Genomic DNA, 26,713 nt, shown 5'->3' on the forward strand with positions numbered 1-26,713 from the left:
AAATAAGGAGGTAGTATAATGGGTTTTCAGAATACAGGCTATATCTATTGTGGTGCTCCGCCTGCGGGGCATGGGGGTTTACTGTATAAGCTCTTCGAAAACGCAGACAGGCCGCCTGCCGCGAAGCGCGCGTAAGAGACTGTATGCGATATTGAGCTTTCATGAAACGAAGAAGAGAAAAACCCGCAAATCCTGAAAAGACAGGATCTGCGGGTTTTACATGCTCATCTGAGCTTTATAAACTCTGATATATAAGAGAAATCCGGGGATTCTCCGGCGGATTACTGTTCGTCAGAAGCCTCATCCTGAGAATCGTTCTGAAGAGCCTTGATGCTGAGGGAGATCTTGCGATCCTCTGCATTGAAATCAACGATCTTCGCAGTGATGATGTCGCCGACATTCAGCACATCAGACGGCTTGTCGACATGATCTCTGGAAATCTGAGATACATGAAGAAGAGCGTCAATGCCTGGCTCAAGCTCAACGAAAGCGCCGAAGTCAGTCATGCGGGCTACTCTGCCCTCTACAACGGTTCCAACCGCGTACTTCTCATCGGCGGTAAGCCACGGATTCTGATCGTCAAACTTCAGGCTCAGCGCAATGCGATCGCCTTTGATATCCTTGATCAGGCAGGTAACCTTCTGTCCTACCGAAAGGATAGAACGCGGATTGTCAACGCGGCCCCAGCTCATCTCGGAGATATGAAGCAGACCGTCCGCTCCGCCGAGATCAATGAATGCACCGAAATCAGTGATATTCTTAACAGTTCCCTCGACAACATCGCCCACGTGAATTCTGGAGAAGAGCTCCTCCTGGGCTTTCTTCTTCTCGGCTACAACAAGCTGCTTGCGGTCGCCGATGATTCTTCTTCTTCTCGGATTGAACTCGATGATCACGAATTCAATCTCCTGATCCATGTATTTGTTGAGATCCTTCTCAAAGGTGTCAGATACGAGGCTGGCCGGGATGAATACACGCGCGCCGTCTACGTTGACACTCAGTCCGCCGTTCAGAACGCGGACAACCTTTGCCTTCAGAACCTCATGGTTCTCAAATGCCTCTTCGAGTTTCTTATTGCCTCTCTCGGCAACCAGCTTCTTGTAGGTGAGAAGTACCTGACCCTCGCCATCGTTGACCTTCATGACCTTGACTTCCATCTTGTCACCGACTTTAACGACGGTTGTCAGATCCAGAGAGTTATCATTAGAATACTCGTTTCTGGTCAGAATGCCATCAGCCTTAACCCCGATGTTCAGGATGATTTGCTCCGGTTTGACGTCGATGACCGTTCCCTCGACTACCTCTCCGTTATGTACGGTCTTGAAAGACTCGTTCAGCATTTCTTCAAAGCTTAATTCTGACATGTTCTGTAACCTCCTCAATTATACTATTTGGAGTAGATGCTCCAGCTGTGATACCTACACGAGAATAAGATTGAAAAGGTTTCAAATCCAAATCAACAAGTGTCTCAATGAAGTAAGTATTCGCACATTTCTCACTGCAAATATGATACAGCTTTTGTGTGTTAGAACTATGCCTGCCTCCGATGACAACCATAGCATCTACTTTCTGCGCAATCTCCCGCGCTTCTGTCTGCCGCTCGTCAGTTGCATTGCACACAGTATTTACAACATAACTACTATAACGCGTTCTGGCAAAAATTTCAACAATATCTTCAAATTTTACTTTATCAAAAGTGGTCTGGGCGACCAGAACCGCCTTCCGGCCCTCCGGGATCTTCAGATTCTGCAATTCTTCGGGGGATTCGACTGCATAGACCTCTCCTTTGGTCCAGCCCATGATGCCCTGTACTTCAGGGTGATTCGGGTTTCCGGCGATGATGAGGATGTCACCGTTTTCGCCTGCCTTCCGGGCAATCTCATGGATTTTTTTGACAAAGGGACATGTGGCGTCCACAAGGTCCACTCCCAGTGATTCCATTTTTTTCTGTATCCGCTCGGGAACGCCGTGAGAGCGGATGATGATGGTACCCTCATGGATCTGATCGAGCTCTTCCTCTGAGCGGATGACCCGGACTCCCTGGGCCGCGAGCTTATTTACCACCTGTTCGTTGTGAATGATCGGTCCATAGGTATAGACGGGCTTCCGGCCATCGCGAATTTGTTTCTGAACCTCGTCAACTGCTCTTTTTACGCCGAAACAGAATCCTGCGCTCTTTGCTTTGATAATCTCCATCCGTCCCCTCCTCTCAGCAGCTGCCCTTTTCTGCGATTCTGGCACGGGCAAGGTCCGTGATGGTATCTGCAACCTCCTCGATCGTCATGTCAGAGCTGTCTACGAGGACGGCGTCTTCTGCCTTTCGAAGCGGGGAATTCTTCCGGTGCATGTCCTGGTCATCCCTTGCGGCAATGTCCTTTTCAATCTCCTCAAGAACGGGAGTCTGACCCTTCTGAAGCAGTTCCCGGTACCTGCGGAGAGCGCGGACCTGAACGCTTGCGGTCAGGTAGATCTTCAGCGGCGCATCAGGCAGGACGACGGTTCCGATATCTCTTCCGTCCATCACAACGTTCTGCGAGCGGGCGATTTCCTGCTGCATGGCTACCATTTTCTCACGGTTCGCGGCGTACCGGCTTGTCTTGGAGGCCATCATTCCCGCCTCCTCGGAACGAATCCGTCCGGTAACGTCTTTTCCGTTTAAAAATACATGCTGACTGCCCTCGATGATTTGAAGACTCAGTCTGGCGCCGGGAAGGGACGCGTTGACGGCGTTTTCATCCTCCGTGTCGATCCCCAGGTCCAGACAATATAGGCCCATGGCCCGGTACATGGCTCCGGTGTCAACGTAAATAAAGCCAAGCGCTTCGGAGACTCTCCTGGCTATGGTGCTTTTCCCCGCTCCGGCGGGGCCGTCAATTGCAATCTGAAAACTCATTTCTGACCTCGTGCCTGCCGGACGTCGGAGACGCATATAATTTACGCGAACAGTGAGCCGTAGCCGAATTCGAAGTATTCGTGTGCGGCGAGCGTCGCGATAGCGAGATAAAACTCGCGCAGCGTGTTTTATCTCGTTGGACAATCCGCAGGCTGAATAAATGTTGTGTCCCGCCCTCGCGGGCGGCTGTTTGCCTAGTTACATTGCCGGCACATGATAAACCGTCCGGCAGAAATAATGCGGCGCTCCGCGGTGGCGGAGCAGCTGTTTGCATAGATACACTGCAGAAAATTATAAACGATCCGGCAGAAATTGTGAAGAGCGTCATCCGCTTCCCTGTCCACGAGTGACTCGACTGAGTCCGTTTCTTCTGTCCGGAGCTGCCACGGCCGGCCCATCTGAGCTGGTTATGAAGACCGGTTATTGTCTGAAAGCGCGTCGGCGCATACCTTTGCCGTAGACCACGCGATCTGCAGATTGAAGCCTCCGGTGACGGCGTCAAGGTCAAGGACCTCTCCGATCGCGTACATGCCGCGCACCAGACGGGATTCCATGGTGGACGGATTGATTTCCTTCACAGAGATCCCGCCCTGGGTGATGATGGCCTCGTTGTAACTGCGAAGACCGGTTATGGTGAATGGAAAGGCTTTTACCAGTCGGCGGAAGCCGGCTCTTTCCTCTCTGGTGATTTCATTGACCGGTTTGTCTTCGGGAATTGCGCTCAGCTTCATCATGACCGGGCGAAGTTTCGCCGGGAAAAGGGAGGCGGTGGCGTTCTTCAGTTCTTTATTCCGTGCGTTTTCGAATTCTCTGAGGAGCCTTGCGTCAAGCTGTTCGTCGGTGAGAGCGGGCTTCAGGTCAATGTATGCCGCAAGAGGTCCGTCTTCCAGGTACTTTCCAATATACGAGCTCGCGGTCAGAGCAAGTGGACCGCTGACTCCGAAATGGGTAAAGAGCATTTCGCCGAATTCGCGGAACTGTTTTTTCTTTCCGTAGGGGATGGTCAGTGTGACATTCCTCAGGGACAGTCCCTGCAGTTCGGGTATATAGGGCTCGGCGGTCTCGAGAGGAACCAGCGCGGGGCGCTGCTTCTGGAGGGTATGGCCGAGACTTTCCGCGATGATAAGGCCGTCTCCGGTGGAGCCGGTGGAAGGATAGGAAAGCCCTCCGGTCGCAAGGATCACATCATCGCAGGGGATTACGGATCCGTTTTCCAGAAGGATGCCGCTGACTCTCCGGTTCTGCTTCTTTATGGTTTCCTCCGGGGAGAGATCCTCCGTCAGAACTTTCATGACCCTGGTCTTCAGATGAATCTTCACATCCAGCAGCCGGAGACGGCTTTCCAGCGCGCGGATGATGTCAGAGGAGTGATCAGACGATGGGAATGCCCGGTTGCCGCGTTCCACCTTTGTGTGCACGCCAAGGCTCTCAAAGAGACGGATGGTATCCTGACTGCTGAAGCTGTTGAAGGCGCTGTATAAAAAGCGCGGATTGGTCACGACGTGGGGGAAAAGCTCGTCTTTCTCACACGCATTTGTAAAGTTGCAGCGGCCTTTGCCGGTAATAAAGAGCTTTTTGCCCAGTTTTTCGTTTCGCTCAAAAAGGTGAACTTTGAAGCCGCGTTCCGCCGCGAACATGGCACAAGCCATGCCTGCCGCTCCGCCTCCGATCACGCAGATTTTAGACATAGATATTCCCCCGGTCTTTTGAAAAATTCAGTCATCAATTGTATTCCGGTCAGGATCCTTCAGGTTTATCCCGCGGTGATCATCAAGAGGATTGATCTCGTCGCGCGAGTATACCTGGTATTCATTCCAGATCCGCTCCAGTGTGGTCATGGTGTTCACAACCTCATTCTGCCGCCGCATGGAAAGCGCCACAATCAGCGCGTTGATCACGGAGAGGGGCGCAGCCAGCGAGTCTACGATGGAAGCCATATCGCTTCTGGCAATCAGATTGCAGGAGGAATACAGGTTCATCGGGGAGTGAATGCTGTCGGTCAGCGTGATGACTTTTGCGTTGCGGTTGTTGGCAAATTCCATCGCCTTAAGCGTGCGCATCGAGTATCTGGGAAAGCTGATCCCGATGATGACATCCTTCTCTCCGATTCGGATCAGCTGCTCAAATACCTCACTTGAGCCTGTGGAATTCACCAGGCGGACATTGTCAAAAATTTCATTCAGATAGAAGGCGAGAAAAGCGGCAAGCGGCGCGCAGCTCCGGAGCCCCATGACATAGATGGTTTTTGCGGAGAGAATGGTCTCGATGGCCAGATGGAAGGCTTTTCGGTCCATGTGCTCCTGTGTCAGCTTGATTTTCTCGATGTCGCTTGTCAGAACGGTGTCCAGAATTTTGTCCTGAGGAATCCGTTCGTAGGTGACCTCCATACGCTGGATAGAATTCAGACGGTTGCGAACGAGCTCCTCCAGTGTCTGGTGAAATTCGGGAAATCCGCGGTATCCCAGAAGGGTTGCGAAGCGCACCGTAGTGGATTCGCTGACGCGGGCCTGCTTGCCGAGCTCTGCCGCGGTCATAAAGGCGGCTTTCTCGTAGTGCTCGGTGACATAGTCGGCGAGCCGTTTCTGCCCCTTGCTCATGTTTGGGTAGAGCCGGCTGATTCTGGAGGAGAGACTGTCCTCCTGTGCTTTCCGGTGATCTGCGGAGGGACTGCTGATGGAGAATTCCTGAATGTGTTTTTTTTCGCCGGGATCCGGGGATTCGTCGGGTTCCGGACAAAAGCTGCCTTCACAGATGCTATCATCTGACCTGCCGGACCGGGGCGCCGCGCTGAAAGAAAAGCTTTCGTCTTCCTTACGCATGATCTGCCTCCCATGCACTGAAGGCGTTGAGACAGACGCCGCCGGCCTCTGCGAGGTCGTAGGTCGCGAATGCTTTTTTGAAGTTATCGGAAAAAAGAATCTGAGAGGATGCCGGGAATTCGTCATCGCCTTCCCACAGGATAAAGCGGATGTACAGCTCCGGGAGAAGCTCGATGTCATAGCAGGCGTCGGCATAGTCTACCTTTGTGGCTCCCATACCCTCAAGGACTTTTTGAAAGACGCTTTTCCGGCTGCCGTATTTGTGATTGAAGCGGAAGATGCATCTGCCCTGGAAGGGACCGAAATACAGATCACCGGAAGGCATGTCGCGGAACGAGATGAAGTGATTGCTGAATGCTTCATATTCCGCAAAAAGCAGATAGCGGAGAATCAGTACTCTTCCGCTGTTGTCTGCGATTTGCGGTGTGATCTCAAAGCCGGGCCAGGAAATGCTGTAATCCCTGCCCAGAAAACGCAGGGTGAAGCGCTGCTTCTCTTCGTTGTAATCTGTGTGAGTCCTGGCCGCAATCTCTGCAGGATCGGCTTCACGAAACTTCTGCGTATAGAATTCGATGGGCTGCTCCTGCAGGCTGTGTCTGTTGTAGTCCGGCTTCCTGTTTTGTGCTGCTGTTTCTGTTTTTTCTTCCATTGATATACCCCCGGTATTATTATGACGGATATTTATTCATATCGGCCCCGATTTTTGAGCCGGCAGCAAAAAAACAGGTACTGCCGACAGATTTTCCGGGGATTCTGCAAGATTACACGTCATACTTTTTATGCCGATGGTATCACACTTCCGGTTCGGGCGCAACTCACAGGAAAAAGATTTCCAGGTGTCCTTTCCGGCGCTGCAGCGACAGAAATAACTGTGAAAGCAATGCCCGTCAATTGCGCTGTTAACAGCAGCCGTTATTTTCATTCCGCAGACTGGGTTTGATTCCTGCTCCATTTCCTCATCGGTTCAATCTTCTGAACGCGGGTGCGCTTCAGGAGGAAAGCGGCGACGAGCATGGCGACAGCCTCTGCGATCGGGAAAGCAAACCAGATCAGGAATTCCGCGCTCTCCATGATAGAGAAGAGGTAAGCGAGGGGCAGAACAACAATAACCAGCCGCAGCAGAGAGACATACAGAGAGTATGTGCCCTTTTCAAGCGCCTGAAAGATTCCCTGCGAGGAGATGTTGATTCCGGCGAAGATGAATCCGGGAGCGATAATGCGCATCGCCCGCGCGCAGAGAATTTCCGTGTGTTCGGACAGGCCGAAAATCTGTGCGAGCGGATGCGCGAACACCTCCATGGCGATGATTCCGATGATCATGATAAGACTTGTGTCAAGGATTCCGTACCGGACTCCTTCTATGACCCGTTTATAGCTTCCCATGCCGTAATTGTATGCGATCAGCGGCGTGATGGCATCACGGAGGCCGAAGCCGGCGAAGAAAATGAACTGCTGGATCTTGTAGAAAATGCCATAGGCGGTGACGGCTGCTGTCGAAACTCCTGCAAAGATGATGTTTACGCCATAGGTCATGGCGTACTCTCCTGTGTGAGCCAGTCCGTTCATATCCGGCATCCGGCTTACAAACATGCTGTCCACAATGTTGTAGCACGCCTGCAGGATCATCGAAACGATGATTGGAATTCCCATCGCCCACAGGATACGGCCCATCGGCTGCGTCCCCATTTTGTTTTCTGTGTGCACGGTATCTGCTGTTTCGTTCATGATATGAATATCCTCCTGTTCTATAGATCAGCCGGTCTGCACAGGGGCCGGCTGCGGCATAAACGAGATAAAACTCGCGCAGCGTGTTTTATCTCGTTTGATTACCGGTTAGAAACCAGAAGCTTCTCCAGGGGAATACCAACCGACAGAAGCTTCTGGTAACACCGGGTGCATTTTCTGTACCGGTCGAAGGAATTTCTAGCCTCATCCTCGTTTGCGTAAACCTTCCAGGTCCCGACAAATTTGAAGTTTTTCGCATGGTTCTGTATGAACCCTTCGACATCTTCCGGCGGATATCCGAGAAAGACGCCGACTTCGTGGGGAAAATCCCGGTTCTGCCGCATGCGGCAGACAAGTTCACAGACGCACTCCGAGGCATGTGTCCCTGTGTAGCCCGCTGACGCGAGGATTCGTCGGCTCTTCTCCTGCCCGAGATCCCTGTCCAAATCTTTTCCGCGGTACAGATACAGCAGAGCGCGTCCGTCTCTGTAGCGGACCGGAAGAAGCCGGAGCCCGGCCGTCTGCATGCGTCTGTTGTAACGTCGAATATCTTCTCTCATGGATTGTTCGTCCGGGTAATGAACAGGAAAAAGGGCCCCTGTCTTCAGTCCGGCGAGTGTAGGTGAGGCGTGATCGACAAGTGTCTGGTCTGACATGATTCCTCCGATATCCGGTCTTCATCTATAATGAATGACCTGAATCATACCGGCTCTGCGGCTTGAATAACGCGGTTTCTCCGGCATCTGTGCACAGAAGTACAAGTTTGTTTACAAATATTAGATATATCTAACGCAGATTCAATATATCATACGAATGTAGCGCTGTCAACGGGAAGTGTGTGCAGAATCGGATAAGGATCAGATAAGAATCCAAGAAGAATCCAAGAAGAACTGAATTCATATCGCGCCGATGAATCCCCCGGTTCTGTGAACTACTCCGACTTCTATAAGTCGGAGTAGTTCACAAAGAAGGTTCATCGGCGTGATTCTGCTGTTGTTAATATGGATTCTTTTTGTTCTTCATGGACATTACAAGGTCGTAGATAAAAGAACCGGTATGTCCGACGGAAGGATATTCGTCATCACCGATCTCCAGCTCGTATTTCTGGTAGGCGTTGATCAGACGGGCTCCGCTCGGATGAAGGATTTCGCGTTCGAAATGGCAGTTGTTATAGGATTTGTGAACGTGGCCGTAGAACATGTATTTCGGGTGCCATTTGTTCATCAGCTCATTGAAGCATTCAAATCCCCTGTGCGGGAGATCCTCGAGGTCTCCGTAGCCCTTTGCGGGAGCATGGGTGACAAGGACGTCGAAGCCGTTGCGAAGACGGATTTCGCGCGTGATTCTGCGAATACGGTCTTCCATCTCCTTTTCGTTGTACATGTTGTCGGCGTCCGGACGGTAGCGCATGGATCCGCCCAGTCCGAGAAGCCGCAGACCATGGTAGTCATAGACGGTGTCTTCAATGCAGATGCATCCTTCCGGCGGCTGTTCCCTGTAAGTTTTGTCGTGGTTGCCCCGGACGTAGAGGATCGGGCAGCTCGCCATTGTGACAAGAAATTCCAGGTATTTTCTGTTGAGATCTCCACAGGATACGATCAGATTGTAATCCCTGAGCATGCCGGGTCTGTAGAAATCCCAGAGCTGTTTGACTTCCTCGTCGGCCAGTAGCAGTAATTTCATTTTTATCTCTCCGTTCTGTTCCTTATTTCTGCTCTTCGGCAGTGGGGATTCCCTGAACCCCGCTCCGCTCCATCGTGGAATGAATCGTATCTGTGAGCTGCGAGGGATCCGGGAGTGATCCGATGATGTTGTCGTTGAGCCAGTTCATGTGAATGATCTGGTCATTGGTCAGCTGTGATCCTCCGCCTGCATCCTGGATGAGTCCGGTCTGGCTGCGGAGTTCGCCGCAGAATGGATTGATGGTTCCGTTCTCGATGCCCTGCTGGAACAGATATGCCATCTTGCGGGAATAATACGAAATATTCTGGGAGAGAATCACATTGATGGCGCCACTGGAAAAACCGAACCAGTAGTTGATTGCCTGCTCCTTGCTGATGTTCTCACGGTTGTTCCAGGAGCCGTCGAGGATGGTGTCTACAATTTGAATATAGAACTGTCCCCAGTTCCACAGGGGCGCGGCAATATTGCGGATGGTTCCGTCCGCCAGACGCTTGTACACACCGTATTTCCGGGATGCTTCATCCGGCCGGATAAGGTCCGGACCGGAGATGACCCCGATCGCCTGCTCATTGAACTCCTCCTCCCATCGGCTGTTCTTTATGCCGCTCCATTTCAGGAGGATCCTGACTTCCGGATCAATCATGGCGGCTCCGATCGCGAAAGCGTTGATGTTCGCGATGTTTCCGTTCAGCGGATAGTCTGCGACGTAGCCGATACGGTGGTCTTCTGCGTAGGACGCCGCGAGAGCGCCCATGATGAGCTTTGCCTCGTACATCTTCGGATAATAGGTGCGGACCGCGCTGCTCATAAGGTCGATGGAGCAGTTAAGGATCTTCATGTTCGGATATCGTATAGCGGCGCGTTTGGAAGCGTCCATCATGTCCGGTGAGGTGGTGAAGACCACTTCATCGAGATCCGCCGCAGCGGCATCAAAGGCGGCGTCGAGCTTTTCCTCTGTATTGCAGTCATCGAAACAGATGGCATCCACGACGCCCTCGTAGGTCTGATTCAACTCATTTCTGCCGAGCTCATGGCCATAAAGCCAGCGCGAGGTCTTCGGCGGACGGGAGTAGAGGAAGGCGACGCGGAGAGGCTGCTCTTTTGTGTATACAGGGGTAAACAGATTGGTGAGGATGTTCCCCTTTCGTGAGGTGTCCGGAGTATCGAGCAGGGCCGCATTTCCCTCGTTCTCCGCGCTCAGAAGCTCGTTCCAGATCAAGCCGATTTTCTTCTCGATGGAGGAACGGGTGTCCTCCTGAAGACTCTGGCGGTGGTAGAAACCCAGGTAAATCAGGAAGGCGTCACCTGCGGAAATCCGAAGATTTTCCCCGCCTTTTGCGTCGTATGCGTCGGAGAAACGGTTGAAATCCGAGCGCAGGTCCTCGACCGTCTCGATGGGCCAGGGTTCGGTCAGGTCTCTTCCGTACAGTGTGGCCAGTCTCGCATAGCAGCCGGGTTTGGAAAAAACAATGCCGTAGAGCTGAGTGACTTTGTAGTAATCCAGAAATTCATAATAGACGCGGATATCGATGTCATCCGACTTTATCGGAAGAATGCGGGTGATATCTGCGGCAATCGATCTGGCTCCGCAGTAGCTGAGCACGGATACCCGTTTATTGCCCTCAAGGACATAGAAACGGTTGAGATATTCAAAACACTTGATCGGGTCGTGGATTCCCTCGGCCTGCTGGGCGTCGTAGAGGGTGGACCACTTCTGCCCGAATTCGGTGTAGTATCTCAGAGTCGGCAGAAAGTTCCAGGTAAAAGCATTCTGCCGGCTTTCTGTTACAGTGCCGGCAATCATGCGGATGGGGATGTCCTTGACTCCTACGGGTACCTTCGCCAGTGTCATGTAATTGGGAAGGAAACTGTCCAGAGAGGTCAGATACGGATATCTTCCCTCGCCGGCCGCTTTCCGGAGCGCCTTGTCAGCCTGCTTTTTTGCCTTTACATAATCCTCTCTCATCTTCTCTTCCTCCTTCCGGACGGTTTTTTGTGAGAATGAACGTTTCTTCCGGTGCTGTGTGCGGAATGCTCTGCCATTTTTCTCGGCGGGATCAGACAATGGGGACCGAATCCGATCAGATCCTCTCTCCCCTCTTTCTGGAGGGCCTCTTTTACCAGATCATAATTTTCCGGCCTGCGGTACTGGATCAGGGCCCGCTGCATCGCCTTTTCGTGCGGATTTCTTGCGACATACACCGGCTGCATGGACAGAGGGTCCAGGCCGGTATAATACATGGTGGTGGAAACCGTGCCGGGTGTCGGATAGAAATCCTGAACCTGTTCCGGCATGTATCCCATGTCGCGGATATATTCGGCGAGGGCAATTGCGTCTGAGAGACGGCTGCCGGGGTGGGAAGACATCAGATACGGAACGATGTACTGTTTCATCCCGAGCTCACGGTTCACCTTTTCGAACTCATGTACGAAGGCATTATATACCTTCACCGGCGGTTTTCCCATCTCCCGCAGAACATTGTCGGAGATGTGTTCGGGGGCGACCCGGAGCTGTCCGCTCACATGATAACGGCAAAGCTCCCGGAGAAAATTCCTGTCCCGGTCCGCCATGAGATAATCGAAGCGGAAGCCGGACCGGACGAATACCTTTTTCACACCGTCGAGACTTCTCAGCTCTTTCAGAAGCTTCAGGTAGTCGGAGTGGTCGACGCGCAGATTGCTGCAGGGGCGGGGATAGAGACATCGTTTGTGCACGCAGGCACCGTACTTCAGCTGCTTGTCACAAGCGGGAGCGCGAAACTCCGCCGTGGGACCTCCGACATCGTGGATATAGCCCTTGAAGTCCTTCTCCTTTATCATCTGCCGCGCCTCCCGGAGAATGGATTCATGGCTTCTGGCCTGGACGATTCTGCCTTCGTGCATGGTGAGCGCGCAGAAGTTGCATTCGCCGAAACAGCCCCGATTGCTGGTCAGACTGAAGCGGATCTCGGCGAGGGCGGGGATTCCACCCTGCCTGTCGTACATCGGATGCCAGCGGCGCATATAGGGAAGCGCGTAGATGTCGTCCATCTCCATCTGCGTCAGCGGTTTTGAGGGCGGGTTCTGGACGACATAGGTCATCCCGGACCCGTGATCGGAGCCGTCGCTGCCGCGGACACCGTTCCCATAGCCCTCATAGATCCGTTTTGCCTGAAAAGGATCTGTATTGGCGTATTGCACCGCATAGCTTTCGGCGTATTTTCTGCGGCCCCTTTCACTGTCCTCGCTGATCTCGCTGAAATCGGGCAGTCGGACGGCATCGTAGATGCTCTCTTCATCTCTGGTCTTGTAAACGGTTCCGTCGATGTAGGTAATATCCCTTGCGGGGATGCCGGAGGCGAGAGCGTCAGCGATCGCAACAATACTGCGCTCTCCCATCCCGTAGGACAGGAGGTCCGCGCCGGACTCCAGAAGAATGGACCGGCGTACCTTATCGGACCAGTAGTCATAGTGGCCGAGTCTTCGAAGACTTGCCTCAATTCCTCCGATGATGACCGGGGTGTGCCTGAAGGTTCGCCGGATCAGGTTGCAGTAGACGATTACAGCCCGGTCGGGGCGGCAGTCGCCCTTCCCGCCGGGACTGTACAGATCCTCGTGCCGGCGCTTTTTCGCGACAGTATAGTGGAGAACCATGGAATCCATATTCCCCGCGGATACCAGGAAACCGAGCCTCGGCTCACCAAGAACGGCGATGCTTGCCGGATCCCTCCAGTCGGGCTGGCAGATCATACCGACGCTGTAGCCGCGGGAAACAAGGACTCTTCCGATGATCGCGGAACCGAAGCTGGGGTGATCTACATAGGCGTCGCCGCAGACATAGATAAAATCAAGCTGTGTGATGTTCTGCCTTTTCATGTCTTCTCTGGAAACGGGCAAAAAACTCATGTAACAGTGCCTCCGTTATGAAAAAACCCCGGAACATCCGATTCGGATGTTTCCGGGGTGTGGAAACCGGTGTATACAGCCCGGGCGGTGTCAGATCAGAAACGTCCTGCCTTTGCAGCTTCCTCAACCGCAACGGCAACCGCAACGGTCATGCCGACCATGGGGTTGTTACCTGCGCCGATCAGACCCATCATTTCTACATGAGCCGGAACGGAGGAGGATCCTGCGAACTGAGCGTCGCTGTGCATACGTCCCATGGTATCTGTCATACCGTAGGATGCAGGGCCTGCAGCCATATTGTCCGGATGAAGGGTACGGCCTGTGCCGCCGCCGGAAGCAACGGAGAAGTACTTCTTGCCTGCCTCGAGGCGCTCCTTCTTGTAGGTGCCTGCGACCGGATGCTGGAAGCGGGTCGGGTTGGTGGAGTTTCCGGTGATGGAAACATCAACGTTCTCATGCCACATGATGGCAACGCCTTCCTGTACATCGTTGGCACCGTAGCAGTTAACCTTTGCGCGCGCGCCGTTCGGATCCTTGGAATAGCAGGTGCGGCTTAATTCCTTGAGCTCGCCTGTCTTGTAATCATAGGAGGTCTCCACAAAGGTGAAGCCGTTTACACGGGAGATGATCTGAGCCGCATCCTTTCCGAGACCGTTCAGGATGACACGCAGCGGTTTTTTACGTACCTTGTTTGCCTTCTCGGCGATACCGATCGCGCCCTCTGCTGCTGCGAAGGACTCGTGGCCGGCGAGGAATGCGAAGCACTCGGTGTCCTCTTCCAGGAGCATCTTGCCCAGGTTTCCATGTCCGAGACCAACCTTGCGGCGGTCAGCTACGGATCCCGGGATACAGAAGGACTGAAGTCCCTCACCGATTGCGGCAGCAGCCTCAGCGGCTGTGCGGCAGTTCTTCTTGATCGCGATTGCTGCGCCTACAGTGTAAGCCCATTTTGCGTTCTCAAAGCAGATCGGCTGGATGCTCTCAACCTGATGGTATACATCAAGACCTGCGGCCTTTGTTACTTCTGCTGCTTCTTCAATAGAGTTGATCCCGTACTCAGCAAGCTTTGCGAGAATCTGTTTTTCTCTTCTTTCATATGATTCAAATAAAGCCATCTTTGTCGTCCTCCTCTATCAATCTTTTCTCGGGTCAATGAACTTCACGGCGTCAGCTACGCGGCCGTACTGACCGGAAGCCTTCTCAAATGCGGTATTAGCATCGTCGCCGGCTTTGATGAAGTCCATCATCTTTCCGAAGTTTACGAATTTATATCCAATGATCTCATCATTCTCGTCAAGAGCAAGTTCCTTTACGTAGCCGTCTGTCATCTCAAGATAACGCGGTCCCTTCGCAAGAGTACTGTACATGGTTCCGACCTGAGAACGATGACCCTTTCCAAGATCTTCAAGACCAGCGCCGATCTGAAGACCATCCTCGGAGAACGCACTCTGGGAGCGGCCATAAGCGATCTGAAGGAAGAGCTCACGCATAGCAGTATTGATCGCGTCGCAGACAAGGTCTGTGTTCAGAGCCTCCAGAACGGTAAGTCCCGGAAGAACCTCTGCTGCCATTGCAGCGGAATGGGTCATACCGGAGCAGCCGATCGTCTCGATCAGAGCTTCCTGGATGATTCCTTCCTTGACGTTCAAAGACAGTTTGCAGGCACCCTGCTGCGGTGCACACCAGCCTACACCATGTGTAAACCCGGAAATATCTTTAACCTCCTTTGCCTGAACCCATTTAGCTTCTTCAGGAATAGGAGCAGCGCCATGATGTACGCCCTGATGTACAACGCACATATCTTCTACTTCTTGTGAATAAATCATTGTAAAACTCCTTTCAAAAAAGTTTTTCACATAGCCGTTTATATTCTCGCATAAATCCGCCTTTTCGTAAAGGGGATTTCGTCAGAAAAAGAACGATTCCACACGGGGATCACGGGCGTCTTTATGATTTTTTGCGCCGGCCTTTCTTGTAGAACTGGGAGATGTAATCGTATCGCTTCTGAAGGATTGCCCGGTTGTTCGTCTGCTTGACCGCGTTAGTGCGGTTTGCCACGAAGGTCTCGAGTTTGTTCAGATATTCAGAGGGCTCAATGGTCCCTTCCGCGACATAGGTGAGCCCCTTCTCCCAGGATGCGGTGAGCTCCGGATTCAAAAGAGAGCGGATTGAGCAGTAAACCACATCATGGATCATTTCTCCGATCTGCGTAGGTGTGATGACCTGGGTTTTTTTGTTCAGTTCGAGGTATTTATTGTTGAATAGCTTTTTCAGGATTTCCGCGCGGGTCGCGGAAGTGCCGATGCCGCTTCCCTTGATCTGTTCCCTCAGCTCTTCGTCCTCGATCAGCTGTCCGGCGTTTTCCATCGCAAGTATCATGGAACCGGAAGTATATCTCTTCGGCGGAGAGGTTTCCCCTTCCCTGATCTTATAGCCGCTGACCGGAAGAACACTTCCCTTATGCAGCTGCTTTAATGCTTCGAGGAATCCCGTGTCGACCTGTTCTTCGGCATTGTCCGGCGGAGAGGATTCTCCGGAGTCATCTGCAGACGCGTTTGTTTTTTTGGCCGGGTTCCGGTACGCCAGCTTCAGGTATCCCTCTTCTGTGAGTACGCTGAAATTGGAGAAGAAATGTTCGGTCTCGATCTGTGTCTCGAGACTGACCTTCTGGTAGACTGCGGGCGGATAGAAAATGCTCAGGAATCTCCGGACAATCAGATCATAGACCTTACCGGCGAGCGGGGTCAGATTTTTCAGGTTCTGGAGGCCCTGTCCGGTCGGTATGATCGCATAGTGGTCGGTGATCTGTTTATCGTTGGTGTAGCGGGTCTTTCCGATGCCCTTCCAGGTACCCTTCTCCAGAATCTCGGAGGCGAAGGACGCAGCCGGGGCGTAATTCCGGAGGCCTCCGATGTTCCGGTTGATTTCCTTTGCGATCGCGGTGGACAGAACACGCGCGTCCGTTCTGGGGTAGGTCACCAGTTTCTTTTCGTAGAGCTCCTGAATGATGTTCAGTGTCTGGTCAGGGCTGATCTTAAAGAACCGGGAGCAGTCGTTCTGAATTTCCGCCAGATTGTACAGGAGGGGAGGATTCTTCCGGGCGGTCTTCTTCTCCACGCGGACCGCTTTCATTTCCTGCGGATGGATTCCGCCAAGATATTGTATCAGCTCTTCCGCATCCTCTTTCTTCCGGAAGCCGTTCTCTTTGTAAAGCTTCGGGGACTGAAAACTGCGGCTGCCTTCAACGGCTTTCCATTCGCCCTCGAATGACCGGCCCTGCCAGGACAGGCTTGCAAGAACACGGAAAAACGGGGTTTTTACAAAATCCCGGATTTCCCGCTCTCTGCGTACTACCATTCCCAGCACACAGGTCATGACTCTTCCGACAGCAATGGCGTGATATTTGCCGCCAAGGTAGGAGGAGAGATCGTAGGAATAACGCAGGGAAAGGGCCCGGGAAAAATTGATTCCCATCAGATAATCCTCCTTTGCCCGCAGAAACGCGGCTTCGGACAGATTGTCGTATTCCGATATGTTTTTCGCCTCGCGGATTCCTCTGAGAATTTCTTCCTCTGTCTGTGAGTCGATCCACACTCTCCGCTGGTCCCTGGTTGGGGGAACCTTCGCCATCATAGCGACAAGGCGGTAGATATATTCTCCTTCCCGTCCTGAGTCGGTGCAGACGTATATGGTTTCTACGTCTTCGCGGTTCAGAAGACCGCTGACAATCTGGAACTGTTTTCGGACGGAGCTGATGACTTCATACCTGAATTGTGCGGGAAGAAAAGGAAGGGTGTCAAAAGACCACTTTTTGTATTTTTCGTCGTATTTGTCCGGATAGGACATGGTCACGAGATGCCCTACACACCAGGTGACGACACTGTTATCGGATTCCATATATCCGTCATGGCGGACCGGGTTTTCATGGAGCGCCTTGGCAAATTCCTGCGCAACGCTGGGTTTTTCGGCGATATAGAGCGATTTGGGCAATGAGGGGCCTCACTTTCCTTTATACAGAGATACTGCGCCTGCTGTGGATGGAGCTTTCTTTATTAACGTGAACAAGGGTTCTTCTACAAAGACTCTGATTGTCATATGGAAGACGGGACAGACAAGGGCTGACGACAAAAGGAAATAGAAGGGAGGGGGAAAAACGGAAAAAGATCCTGCCCGGCATTGCCGCGGCAGGATCCCGGCTTTCTGAAAAAGGTGTCGGTCGGCAAAGCACCTTCCGACGGTCGGATTTTATTTTGCGGTGATATAGCCCTTGTCAACGAGGGTCTCTGCACAGAGAACAGCGCCGCCGGCAGCTCCGCGGAGTGTGTTGTGGGAGAGGCCGACAAACTTCCAGTCAAAGATGCTGTCCTCGCGGAGACGTCCTACACTGATGCCCATTCCATTTTCGAAGTTTACATCCAGACGAACCTGAGGACGGTCATCCTCGGTCATATAACGGATGAACTGCTTCGGAGCGCTCGGAAGATTGTGCTCCTGCGGATATCCGCGGAAGCTCTCCATGGCTTCGATGAGTTCTTCCTTGGAGGGATTCTTCCGGAAGTTCACAAAAGCGGCGGCGGTGTGTCCGTTCAGTACGGGAACACGAAGACACTGACTGGTGATCTTCACACCTTCCGCTTTTACGATTTCGCCGTTCTCAATATGACCCCAGATGCGGAGCGGCTCCTGCTCGCTCTTCTCTTCTTCACCGCTGATGAAGGGAATGACATTTCCCTCCATTTCAGGCCAGTCCTTGAATGTTTTGCCTGCGCCGGAAATCGCCTGGTATGTCGTGACAACAGCCTCGGTCGGCTCGAATTTCATCCACGCGGTGAGAACCGGAGCATAGCTCTGAATGGAGCAGTTGGGCTTTACGGCGATGAATCCACGGGTGGTGCCGAGCCGCTTTCTCTGATACGGGATTACATCAAAGTGGGAATCATTGATTTCCGGAACGACCATCGGTACGTCCGGTGTCCAGCGGTTTGCGCTGTTATTGGATACAACAGGAGTCTCTGCCTTTGCGTAGCGATCCTCAATTTCGCGGATCTGATCCTTCGGCATATTCAGAGCACAGAACACAAAATCAACGAGAGCGGTGACCTTTTCAACCTCCGTAATGTTCATTACTGTCATGTTCTTTACATATTCAGGCATCGGAGTTTCCATTTTCCAACGGCCTCCGACAGCCTCCTCATAGGTCTGTCCGGCGCTTCTGGCGCTGGCTGCCACAGCTGTGACTTCAAACCAAGGATGATTTTCCATGAGTGTGACAAAACGCTGACCTACCATTCCGGTGGCACCGAGGATACCGACTCTTAATTTTCTGTCCATTGTTCAATCTCCTTACATTTGATCTTTCATTGTTTTCACGTATTCTATTCCTTTTTTTCCGGTAATGCAACCGGTATCCCGCAAAAAGTTGATTTTATCAGGCGGAGAGGTACTTCCGGTTCCGTTCGATCTCTGCGCGGATGGCTTCGGGTCCGGGGGCACCGGTGGTGTTTCTGCGCTCCACGCAGGTTTTCATGCTGATGGCTTCATAGATGTCGTCATCGATGACCGGAGAGTATCTGCGGAACTCGTCGAGGGGAAGATCATCCAGAGAACAGCCTCTGTCCAGGCAGTCGAGGACAAGACGGCCGGTGATTCCGTGTGCGTCGCGGAACGGGATTCCCTTGCGGACCAGATAGTCCGCGACATCGGTGGCATTGGTGAAGCCGTGCTTTGCGGACTGTTCCATTATGTCTTTTCGGAATTTCATGGTGTCAAGCATGCCGGTGAAGAGGACCACGCAGCCCTTTACGGTGTCGATGGCATCAAAGGTGAGCTCCTTGTCTTCCTGCATGTCCTTATTGTAGGCAAGAGGCAGGCCCTTCATGCTTGTCAGCATCTGCATCAGCGCGCCGTAGACACGTCCGGTTTTACCCCTTACGAGTTCGGCGATGTCGGGGTTCTTCTTCTGGGGCATGATCGAGCTTCCGGTGCTGTATGCGTCATCGATTTCCACAAAACGGTACTCGTTTGAGTTCCAGATGCAGATTTCTTCGCTGAAACGGGACAGATGCATCTGAATGGTGGCGAGTGCGGAAAGAAGCTCGATGATATAGTCGCGGTCCGATACGGAATCCATGCTGTTGGCGGTCGGCTCGTCAAAGTCAAGCAGCTGGGCGGTGTACGCGCGGTCAAGCGGGTAGGTGGTGCCGGCGAGGGCACCTGCTCCGAGCGGGCATGTGTTCATTCTTCTGCGGATATCGGCGAGGCGGCTTCTGTCGCGGCGGAACATTTCGAAATATGCGCCGAAGTGATGTGCGAGAGTGACCGGCTGCGCTTTCTGCAGATGGGTGAAGCCGGGCATATAAGTTTCCGTGTTCTCCTCCATGATCCGCTCGATCACAAGAAGAAGCTTCTTCAGGATCGGATCAAGCTCGTCAATTTCGTCCCGCACATAAAGCTTCATATCCAGAGCAACCTGGTCGTTCCGGCTTCTTCCGGTGTGGAGCTTTTTGCCCACATCGCCGATCCGGTCGATGAGATTTGCCTCGACAAAGCTGTGGATATCTTCATACTCGTCGGTAATGCTGAGCGTGCCGTTCTCGACATCCCTCAGGATGCCGTTCAGTCCGTCGATGATCTGATCCCTCTCCTGTTCAGTGAGGATTCCCTGCTTTGCGAGCATCCGCACATGGGCAAGGCTGCCGCGGATGTCCTGCCGGTAGAATTTCTGATCAAAGCTGATTGACGCGTTAAAGTTGTATACGAGTTTGTCGGTTTCTTTGGTGAACCGCCCGCCCCAGAGCTGTGCCATAGTGAATTTCCCTTTCTGATACTGAAAAAACAATGCCATCGGGTTGCTGACGCTGAAAAACGAGATCGTCGGATTGCTGAGATCTGAGATCAAGGCACCCGGCGGCTGACGATAAAAACAATATCTTCTGCTATACTCTGCCTTCCCTTTCCGCCTGCCTTCTTGAATAGACGCAGCCGCAGTAGTTCTGGCGGTAGAGATGATATTCTCTGGAAAGTTCGGTGGAGCGGCGGAATCCGTTCTTTTTCTTAAAGTCGGAAACCAGATAGGGAATGCCGTACTCTTCTCCGAGCCGGATGCCGATCTCATTGAGCTTCTGCGCGTCCTTCAGCGGACTGATCGACAGAGAGGTGGTGAAGTAATCCATATGCAGGCGGAGAGCTTCCTGTGCCGCCTCGCGCAGACGCATCTCAAAGCATGCAAAACAGCGCTCCCCGCCCTCGGGGATATCTTCCTTACCCCTTGCCATCTCGTAGAAACGGTCAGGGTCGTAGACACCTTCCTCGAATTCCACGGGATGCGGCAGAGGCATCTCGCGGATCAGGCGCTGCATCTCGTTGACACGTTTCCGATACTCCTCCGCCGGAGCTATATTCGGATTGTAGTAGAAGTCTGTGATAAAAAAATACGGTGACAGGTATTCCAGCACATAGCTGCTGCAGGGGGCGCAGCAGCTGTGAAGCAGAAGCCGCGGTGTACGCCCGTCTGCTTTCAGCTCTGCCAGAACCTTTTCCATTTCTTTCTGATAGTTGATTTTCTGATTCATGCTTTCCGACCGTTGATTCTCTGATATGCCGTTTCCTGCCTGCAGGCGGTGAGCACAGATCCGGTTCGCAGGCGCATCCGCTCTGAGACAAGGCTGCCTGCGGGATGACTCTGCCTGCTGATCCGGATAAATGCCGGAAGTGCTTCTAAAGTACTTTCTATGTTTCTGTGGTGCCTTCGTACCAGAGGGATCAGAGACTTGTGTGCTTCTCCTTCGGGTTGAATCCCGCCTCTTCGAGTGCCTTGAGGATCTGATTCTTGTGGTCGGTTCCGAAGGCCTCCATGGTAATCCGGAGTTCAACAGCAGCGTTCCGGTTGGTGCTGTAGAACTGATTGTGCTCCAGCTTGATAACGTTGCCCCGGTTCTGCGCGATGACGGTGGACACCCGTACAAGTTCGCCCGGGCGGTCCGGCAGAAGGACGGAGACGGTGAAGATTCTGTCGCGCGCAATCAATCCGTTCTGAACGACGGAGGACATGGTGATGACATCCATGTTGCCGCCGCTCATGACAGCTACAACGCGCTTGTTTTCCGGTTTCAGATGCTTGAGGGCTGCTACTGTGAGAAGACCGGAGTTTTCGACAATCATCTTGTGATTTTCCACCATATCCAGGAATGCCACCACGAGCTCCTCATCCGGAATGGTGATGATTTCATCGATGTTCTTCTGAATATATGGGAAAATCTTTTCGCCTGGACGTTTTACCGCAGTGCCGTCTGCAATTGTGTTCACACTCGGAAGCTCGGTGACTTTGCCGTTTTTCAGGGACACCTGCATGCAGTTCGCGCCAGCCGGTTCCACACCGATGACGTGGATCTTCGGATTCAGAAGCTTGGCGAGGGTGGAAACGCCGGTCGCGAGACCGCCTCCTCCGATGGGAACCAGGATGGTATCGACGATCGGAAGCTCCTTGATGATTTCCATGGCGATGGTGCCCTGTCCGGTCGCGACGGTCAGGTCATCAAAGGGATGGATGAAGGTGTAGCCGTTTTCCGCAGCGAGCTGAAGAGCCTTCTTGCAGGCATCGTCATAGACATCTCCGTAGAGAACAACCTCCGCGCCGTAGCTCTTTGTCCGTTCTACCTTGATCAGGGGCGTGGTTGTCGGCATTACAATAACTGCCTTGCAGCCGTAGGCCTTTGCAGCATACGCGACTCCCTGTGCGTGGTTGCCCGCGGATGCGGTGATGAGTCCCTTCTGACGGTCCTCTTCACTCATCGTGCTGATCTTATAATAGGCGCCGCGGATCTTGTAGGCGCCGGTTACCTGCATGTTCTCCGGCTTCAGATAGCAGCGGTTTCCAGTCTGAGCACTGAAATATTCGCTGTAGACCAGCTTGGTGTCGGAAGTGACCCTCTTTACGATCTCTGAGGCTTCTTCAAAGGCGTTCAGTGTAAGCATTTCTTTCTCACTCATCTTGTTTTTCCTTTCTGCGGTGTGGGATCTGTCATTGTGCTTTTTCAGGGAGGAAGGGGATCCGCGTCAGGATACGCACTTCTGTCCCGGCTTTCTTGTCATTGTGCGTTTTCAGGATTGGATTCGAAGAGCGCGTTTACATACGAATCAGGATCGAACTTCTGCAGGTCGTCAAGCTGTTCTCCAACTCCGATGTATTTGACCGGAATCTGAAGCTCGGACTGCACGGCGACGGCGATGCCGCCCTTCGCTGTGCCATCGAGCTTGGTGATGACAAGGCCTGTGATGTGTGCGACCTCGGCGAAACTTTTGGCCTGAAGAATAGCGTTCTGACCGGTGGTTCCGTCAAGAACGAGCAGGGTCTCCAGATATGCTTCCGGGTAGGAATTGGCGAGAATTTTATAAATTTTCTGAAGCTCGTTCATGAGATTTTTCTTATTATGGAGACGTCCCGCTGTGTCGATCAGCAGAACGTCGGCTTTGCGGGCTTTCGCCGCGGCAACCGCGTCGTATACGACGGAAGCGGGATCCGCGCCTTCCTGTCCGGTGATGATATCCACCTTCGCGCGGTCCGCCCAGGTCTCCAGCTGCGGAATCGCTGCCGCGCGGAAGGTATCCGCGGCTGCGATGATAACCTTTTTGCCCTGATGATGGAGCTTGGCGGCGAGCTTGCCGACGGTCGTCGTCTTGCCGACCCCGTTAACGCCGACGACGAGGATGACGGATTGTCTGTTCTCAAATTCGTAGGCGTTTTCTTCCACCTTCATCTGCTGGCGGAAGCAGTCAACCATGTATTTCTTGCAGTCCGCCGGCTTTTTGAGATCGAGATCCGACACAATTTCCTTCAGATTGTCGATAACCGTCTCGGTGGTTTCAATTCCCATGTCGCTTGCAACAAGGGCTTCCTCCAGACATTCATAGAACTCGTCGTCGATCTCCGAGCATCCGAAGGCCTCGTCCAGATTTTCGTTCATGCTGTCACGGGTTTTGGACAGTCCCTTAAACAGCCGGCTGAAAAAACCTGCCATATTTTTTCTCCTTTAAAATCATGAAGCAGCTGCTGCAGAAACGTAATGCGGCCGCTGTAGAAACATGAGACAGCTGTTGTAGAAACAGAATACAGCTGCGATAGAGCCGGGAAACAGCTGCTTTTCATCGCAATGCTGCTGTCAGTTGTCGAGCTGCTCGCGGATCAGGTCAACGGAGACAAGGACCGATACGCCCTTTTCCTGCATGGTAATTCCATACAGGCGGTCGGCCGCCGCCATGGTTCCGCGTCTGTGAGTAATAATAATAAACTGCGTATTTTTTGTCAACTTATGCAGATACGCGGCGAAGCGGCCTACGTTGTTATCGTCGAGGGCAGCTTCGATTTCGTCCAGCAGACAGAAGGGCGACGGCTTCAGGTTCTGAATCGCGAAGAGAAGCGCGATTGCGGTGAGAGCTTTCTCGCCTCCCGACAGCTGCATCATGTTCTGGAGCTTTTTCCCCGGCGGCTGTGACGTAATGGTTATGCCGGATTCCAGAATATTCTCCTCATCGGTCAGCTCCAGGGTTCCCTTGCCGCCGCCGAAGAGCTGCTGAAATACCTTGTTGAATTCCACCCGGATCTGTTCGAAACGCTCCTTGAACTGCTTGCGCATGCCTTCATCGAGCTGTCGGATGATTCCCTTCAGATCGTCGGAGGCCTTAATCAGGTCATCGTGCTGGCTCTGGAGGAAATCGTGGCGTTCCTTCAGCTCCCGGTATTCCTCAATGGCGTTTACATTTACGGTTCCGAGCGCCTTGATCTCGGATTTCAGCTGGGTGATCTGCTTGCGGAGCGGGGTACGGTCAGGCATCTCGTCGAAATGGACAGCCTCGGCCTGATCGGGTGTGATCTGATATTCCTCGTACAGATAATTGATCTGATTTTCCTTCTGCTCGCGAAGCTTTTCAATCTGGGAATCGAGACGAAAGATCTCCTGATCCATCTCTGTCTTCTCGGTGGAGAGGCGGTCGCGTTTTTCGAAAAATTCACGGTGATTTCTGGTGAGCTCTTCTTTTCTGGTCTGAAGAGATTCGCCATTTTTGCGGGCGTCTGAGATCGTTCCGGTGAGCTCGTCTATCTTATTCTGAATCGCCGTAATCATTGATTCTTTGCTGTCGGTGTCGCTCTCACCGTCGTCAATGGAGTGAAGAAGAGTTTCCCGCTCCTCGTCGAGACGGCGGATTTCGGATTCCGTGGTGCGGAGTTTTTCTTCGAGGAAGGCAGCCTGCTGGCGGATGTTGGAACATGTGAGCCGCGCCTGATCCCTCTCGGCAATAGCATTCTGCTGCTTCTGACGCAGCGCCTGTGATTCATCTGTGATCTGCCGGAGCTTATCCTCCAGATTCTCCTCTTCCTTCTGAGAGCTTTCCAGTTCGCCGCCGATCAGGGAGCGCTTTTCGCGGATCTCGGCGATCTGGCCGTTGATCTCGTCGCGCTCTGCCGTCAGGCGGCCAAAATCTGCGCTCAGAGAATCACTCTTTTCCTTTGCGCCGTCGCGGTTTACGCGGGCAGTGTTCTGACGGATCAGAAGCTTCTGGAGGGCATCCTGCTCTTCCGCGAGGCGGCTGCGCAGGTCATTTCTCTGAGTGCGCTGTCCCTCGATTTTTTTCTGAAGCTCCTGCATTTCCTTTTTCAGGGACTGGACGCTGCTCTCGAGCTCCTTGATCTGTCTTCTTCGGCCGAGGAGATTGCTGTTGTACTTAAAAGAACCTCCGGTCATGGAGCCTCCCGGGCTGAGCAGCTCACCTTCGAGTGTGACCATCCGGACGGACTGACGGTGACGCCGGCTCACGGCGATCGCATGGTCGATGGTATCAACGACGACGGTTTTGCCAAGGAGACGGCGGATTACGCTCTGATAGATTTTATCGCAGGAGACGAGCGTGTCGGCGACGCCGAGGACTCCATCCTCCCGAAGAACCGACTGGATATTCTGAGAGAGGGGGGTGTCGTCTCTCATGGCAGTCAGAGGAAGGAAGGTGGCTCTTCCAAAGTGACCGCGTTTCAGGTATTCAATCAGGTATTTCGCCGTGCTCTCATTGTCGGTCACAATATTCTGGAGAGCACCGCCAAGCGCGGTTTCAATGGCAGTCTCGTATTTTTTGTCGGTCTTGATCAGATCAGCTACGACGCCGTGAATGCCAGGGTTGCTGTCTTTCTGTTCCATCACGCGCTTGATGCTGTTGCCGTATCCCTCGTACCGCTCGGCAATGTTCCGGAGAGATTCGAGACGGGAAGCCTCTCTGTGATAGGCGGTCTGACCGGTTTCCAGCTGATGGTTCTCCTCATCGAGCATCTGTTTGAGGGCGATGATCTGCTTTTCCTTTTCCGCTTCCGATTTGCGGTATTTTTCGACCTCGGAGCTGACTGCGGAAAATTCTTCCTCATATTTTCTGAGGTTGTCCTTTTCCCGGGATTCGCTTTCCTTCATCTGCAGGATGCGGGAGGAAAGCTCGGATTTTCGTATCTCGATCTGCTCAAGCATCGTGTCGTAACGCTGAAGGCGTTCCCGGATCGTCGTCCGGTTGTTCAGGAGGGCGATCGTATCGCTGCGGCTCTGTTCTGCGGCGGAATTTTTTCCGGCGATCTCCGCCTCAATTTCCGATGCGTCGCGCTCCCGGGCATCCCTCTCTTTTTCAGCTGCTGTCAGCTTTTCTGTCAGTTTCTGCTGTTCCTGCCGCTGTTCGTCCGCATTGCGGATCCGGGAAGCCTTGTCTTCCTCTATGGTATCAAGCCGGTCATGGAGAAGCTTCCGGTTGGTCTCTGCCGCGCGGATCTGCTCGCGCAGAACGTTGATCTGCCCTTCGTGCTGCTGCTTTTCGAGTGCGGCTGCCTGCAGGCTGTCTCTGGAACTGCTGATGCTTGCTTCGAGGTCTTCCAGCTCTTTCTCGACCCGCTGATATTCGAGCCTTGTCTTTTCTAACCGGACATTGAGATCGTCAAGATGCTCTTCTGCGATCTTTTTGTTCTGATTCAGCTCAAGAAGCTGCCCCTCGGTTCTCCCCTCGTCAATTTGAAACAATTGTATGTCAAGGGTTCTGAGGCTGTCACGCTTTCTGAGATATTCCTCGGCCTTCCCGGATTGCTTCTCCAGAGGACCGATCTGACGGGTTACCTCACTGAGAATGTCGTTGACGCGGACAAGATTCGCCTCCTCATCCTCGAGTTTTTTCAGGACGGTTGCTTTTCTTCGCTTGAATTTTACAATGCCGGCCGCTTCGTCAAAGAGCTCTCGCCGTTCGTCCGGCTTGCCGCTCAGGATCTTCTCCACCTGTCCCTGTCCGATAATGGAATATCCTTCTTTTCCGATTCCTGTGTCATAGAAAAGTTCGTTGATGTCGCGGAGTCTGCAGTTCCTTCCGTTGAGCTGATATTCGCTCTCGCCGGAGCGGTAAAGCTTTCTCATGACCGTCACTTCGTCCGCGTCAAAATTGAGCTTCCGGTCGGCGTTATCCAGCGTGATGGCGACCATGGCGAATCCGACCGGTTTCCGGTTTTCGGTTCCCGCGAAAATAACGTCCTGCATGTTGCCGCCGCGCAGAGATTTCGCGCTCTGTTCACCGAGAACCCAGCGGACCGCGTCGCCGACATTGCTTTTGCCAGATCCGTTCGGCCCGACAATTCCGGTAACGCCATTATGAAATTCAAGCCGGGTTCTGAGCGCGAAGGATTTGAAACCCTGCATTTCGA

20 protein-coding genes are annotated in these 26,713 nt (G+C 53.0%); all 20 read right to left on the reverse strand.

Annotated features, from left to right (window positions below; translation table 11 throughout):
- Window positions 1–281: 281 nt before the first annotated feature.
- Window positions 282–1,364, reverse strand: a complete 1,083-nt coding sequence (gene rpsA / locus ACTQ3A_RS06775; protein WP_441475120.1) for a 30S ribosomal protein S1 — start codon at window positions 1,362–1,364, stop codon at window positions 282–284.
- The gene (gene ispH, locus ACTQ3A_RS06780) at window positions 1,345–2,196 is read right to left on the reverse strand and encodes a 4-hydroxy-3-methylbut-2-enyl diphosphate reductase (RefSeq protein WP_441475119.1); all 852 of its coding nucleotides are present in this window, start codon (window positions 2,194–2,196) and stop codon (window positions 1,345–1,347) included. The genes rpsA and ispH overlap by 20 nt, the downstream gene beginning before the upstream one ends.
- Window positions 2,197–2,209: 13 nt before the next feature.
- Window positions 2,210–2,893 (reverse strand): (d)CMP kinase, encoded by a 684-nt coding sequence (gene cmk, locus ACTQ3A_RS06785; protein ID WP_441494482.1) that lies wholly within the window; start codon window positions 2,891–2,893, stop codon window positions 2,210–2,212.
- A gap of 407 nt (window positions 2,894–3,300) precedes the next feature.
- The gene (locus tag ACTQ3A_RS06790; protein WP_441494481.1) at window positions 3,301–4,581 is read right to left on the reverse strand and encodes an NAD(P)/FAD-dependent oxidoreductase; all 1,281 of its coding nucleotides are present in this window, start codon (window positions 4,579–4,581) and stop codon (window positions 3,301–3,303) included.
- Between the two features lie 27 nt (window positions 4,582–4,608).
- Entirely contained in the window at window positions 4,609–5,712 is a 1,104-nt protein-coding gene (locus ACTQ3A_RS06795) for a MurR/RpiR family transcriptional regulator (RefSeq protein ID WP_441475116.1), read from the reverse strand.
- The gene (locus ACTQ3A_RS06800; protein WP_441475115.1) at window positions 5,705–6,361 is read right to left on the reverse strand and encodes a DUF3786 domain-containing protein; all 657 of its coding nucleotides are present in this window, start codon (window positions 6,359–6,361) and stop codon (window positions 5,705–5,707) included. The genes ACTQ3A_RS06795 and ACTQ3A_RS06800 overlap by 8 nt, the downstream gene beginning before the upstream one ends.
- 269 nt (window positions 6,362–6,630) lie before the next feature.
- On the reverse strand, window positions 6,631–7,437 hold the full coding sequence (locus ACTQ3A_RS06805) for an MATE family efflux transporter (protein ID WP_441494480.1): 807 nt from the start codon (window positions 7,435–7,437) through the stop codon (window positions 6,631–6,633).
- Between the two features lie 101 nt (window positions 7,438–7,538).
- Entirely contained in the window at window positions 7,539–8,093 is a 555-nt protein-coding gene (locus ACTQ3A_RS06810) for a DUF3793 family protein (RefSeq protein ID WP_441100392.1), read from the reverse strand.
- Between the two features lie 340 nt (window positions 8,094–8,433).
- A complete protein-coding gene (locus ACTQ3A_RS06815) occupies window positions 8,434–9,120 on the reverse strand; it encodes a metallophosphoesterase family protein (RefSeq protein ID WP_441100393.1) in 687 nt (228 codons plus the stop codon).
- 22 nt (window positions 9,121–9,142) lie between these two features.
- Window positions 9,143–11,086, reverse strand: a complete 1,944-nt coding sequence (locus tag ACTQ3A_RS06820) for a BMP family ABC transporter substrate-binding protein (RefSeq protein ID WP_441494479.1) — start codon at window positions 11,084–11,086, stop codon at window positions 9,143–9,145.
- Window positions 11,083–13,005 (reverse strand): YgiQ family radical SAM protein, encoded by a 1,923-nt coding sequence (locus ACTQ3A_RS06825; RefSeq protein WP_441494478.1) that lies wholly within the window; start codon window positions 13,003–13,005, stop codon window positions 11,083–11,085. Before ACTQ3A_RS06825 ends, ACTQ3A_RS06820 begins: the two co-directional genes overlap by 4 nt.
- Before the next feature lie 95 nt (window positions 13,006–13,100).
- On the reverse strand, window positions 13,101–14,120 hold the full coding sequence (locus ACTQ3A_RS06830) for a GGGtGRT protein (RefSeq protein ID WP_441100397.1): 1,020 nt from the start codon (window positions 14,118–14,120) through the stop codon (window positions 13,101–13,103).
- Window positions 14,121–14,138: 18 nt separating this feature from the next.
- A complete protein-coding gene (locus ACTQ3A_RS06835) occupies window positions 14,139–14,831 on the reverse strand; it encodes an iron-sulfur cluster assembly scaffold protein (protein ID WP_441100399.1) in 693 nt (230 codons plus the stop codon).
- Between the two features lie 121 nt (window positions 14,832–14,952).
- Complete coding sequence (locus ACTQ3A_RS06840) at window positions 14,953–16,995, reverse strand: DNA topoisomerase (protein WP_441494477.1); 2,043 nt, start codon at window positions 16,993–16,995, stop codon at window positions 14,953–14,955.
- A 255-nt stretch (window positions 16,996–17,250) separates the two neighbouring features.
- Window positions 17,251–18,336: an aspartate-semialdehyde dehydrogenase gene (asd, locus tag ACTQ3A_RS06845; RefSeq protein ID WP_441494476.1), complete on the reverse strand. Its 1,086-nt coding sequence runs from the start codon at window positions 18,334–18,336 to the stop codon at window positions 17,251–17,253.
- Window positions 18,337–18,433: 97 nt separating this feature from the next.
- On the reverse strand, window positions 18,434–19,810 hold the full coding sequence (gene argH / locus ACTQ3A_RS06850) for an argininosuccinate lyase (RefSeq protein ID WP_441494475.1): 1,377 nt from the start codon (window positions 19,808–19,810) through the stop codon (window positions 18,434–18,436).
- A gap of 130 nt (window positions 19,811–19,940) precedes the next feature.
- Window positions 19,941–20,576 carry an epoxyqueuosine reductase QueH gene (locus tag ACTQ3A_RS06855; RefSeq protein ID WP_441100405.1) on the reverse strand — a complete coding sequence of 212 codons (636 nt, stop codon included), beginning with the start codon at window positions 20,574–20,576 and terminating at the stop codon, window positions 19,941–19,943.
- A gap of 190 nt (window positions 20,577–20,766) precedes the next feature.
- On the reverse strand, window positions 20,767–21,978 hold the full coding sequence (gene ilvA, locus ACTQ3A_RS06860) for a threonine ammonia-lyase (RefSeq protein WP_441100423.1): 1,212 nt from the start codon (window positions 21,976–21,978) through the stop codon (window positions 20,767–20,769).
- A gap of 113 nt (window positions 21,979–22,091) precedes the next feature.
- The gene (gene ftsY, locus ACTQ3A_RS06865) at window positions 22,092–23,021 is read right to left on the reverse strand and encodes a signal recognition particle-docking protein FtsY (protein WP_441100406.1); all 930 of its coding nucleotides are present in this window, start codon (window positions 23,019–23,021) and stop codon (window positions 22,092–22,094) included.
- Window positions 23,022–23,162: 141 nt separating this feature from the next.
- On the reverse strand, window positions 23,163–26,708 hold the full coding sequence (gene smc, locus ACTQ3A_RS06870; protein WP_441495273.1) for a chromosome segregation protein SMC: 3,546 nt from the start codon (window positions 26,706–26,708) through the stop codon (window positions 23,163–23,165).
- Between the last annotated feature and the right edge of the window lie 5 nt (window positions 26,709–26,713).

Origin of the sequence: Bilifractor sp. LCP21S3_F8, assembly GCF_052117805.1 — a bacterium.
GTDB lineage: Bacteria > Bacillota > Clostridia > Lachnospirales > Lachnospiraceae > Bilifractor.

Excerpts from the sequence above, each read along its gene's own strand:
- rpsA (WP_441475120.1), bottom strand. The coding sequence starts at position 1,364 with ATGTCAGAATTAAGCTTTGAAGAAATGCTGAACGAGTCTTTCAAGACC.
- ACTQ3A_RS06800 (WP_441475115.1), bottom strand. The coding sequence starts at position 6,361 with ATGGAAGAAAAAACAGAAACAGCAGCACAAAACAGGAAGCCGGACTAC.
- smc (WP_441495273.1), bottom strand. The coding sequence starts at position 26,708 with ATGCAGGGTTTCAAATCCTTCGCGCTCAGAACCCGGCTTGAATTTCAT.
- ilvA (WP_441100423.1), bottom strand. The coding sequence starts at position 21,978 with ATGCTTACACTGAACGCCTTTGAAGAAGCCTCAGAGATCGTAAAGAGG.
- ACTQ3A_RS06805 (WP_441494480.1), bottom strand. The coding sequence starts at position 7,437 with ATGAACGAAACAGCAGATACCGTGCACACAGAAAACAAAATGGGGACG.
- cmk (WP_441494482.1), bottom strand. The coding sequence starts at position 2,893 with ATGAGTTTTCAGATTGCAATTGACGGCCCCGCCGGAGCGGGGAAAAGC.
- ACTQ3A_RS06820 (WP_441494479.1), bottom strand. The coding sequence starts at position 11,086 with ATGAGAGAGGATTATGTAAAGGCAAAAAAGCAGGCTGACAAGGCGCTC.
- ACTQ3A_RS06815 (WP_441100393.1), bottom strand. The coding sequence starts at position 9,120 with ATGAAATTACTGCTACTGGCCGACGAGGAAGTCAAACAGCTCTGGGAT.
- argH (WP_441494475.1), bottom strand. The coding sequence starts at position 19,810 with ATGGCACAGCTCTGGGGCGGGCGGTTCACCAAAGAAACCGACAAACTC.
- asd (WP_441494476.1), bottom strand. The coding sequence starts at position 18,336 with ATGGACAGAAAATTAAGAGTCGGTATCCTCGGTGCCACCGGAATGGTA.
- ACTQ3A_RS06830 (WP_441100397.1), bottom strand. The coding sequence starts at position 14,120 with ATGGCTTTATTTGAATCATATGAAAGAAGAGAAAAACAGATTCTCGCA.
- ftsY (WP_441100406.1), bottom strand. The coding sequence starts at position 23,021 with ATGGCAGGTTTTTTCAGCCGGCTGTTTAAGGGACTGTCCAAAACCCGT.
- ACTQ3A_RS06790 (WP_441494481.1), bottom strand. The coding sequence starts at position 4,581 with ATGTCTAAAATCTGCGTGATCGGAGGCGGAGCGGCAGGCATGGCTTGT.
- ACTQ3A_RS06835 (WP_441100399.1), bottom strand. The coding sequence starts at position 14,831 with ATGATTTATTCACAAGAAGTAGAAGATATGTGCGTTGTACATCAGGGC.
- ACTQ3A_RS06825 (WP_441494478.1), bottom strand. The coding sequence starts at position 13,005 with ATGAGTTTTTTGCCCGTTTCCAGAGAAGACATGAAAAGGCAGAACATC.
- ispH (WP_441475119.1), bottom strand. The coding sequence starts at position 2,196 with ATGGAGATTATCAAAGCAAAGAGCGCAGGATTCTGTTTCGGCGTAAAA.
- ACTQ3A_RS06795 (WP_441475116.1), bottom strand. The coding sequence starts at position 5,712 with ATGCGTAAGGAAGACGAAAGCTTTTCTTTCAGCGCGGCGCCCCGGTCC.
- ACTQ3A_RS06855 (WP_441100405.1), bottom strand. The coding sequence starts at position 20,576 with ATGAATCAGAAAATCAACTATCAGAAAGAAATGGAAAAGGTTCTGGCA.
- ACTQ3A_RS06810 (WP_441100392.1), bottom strand. The coding sequence starts at position 8,093 with ATGTCAGACCAGACACTTGTCGATCACGCCTCACCTACACTCGCCGGA.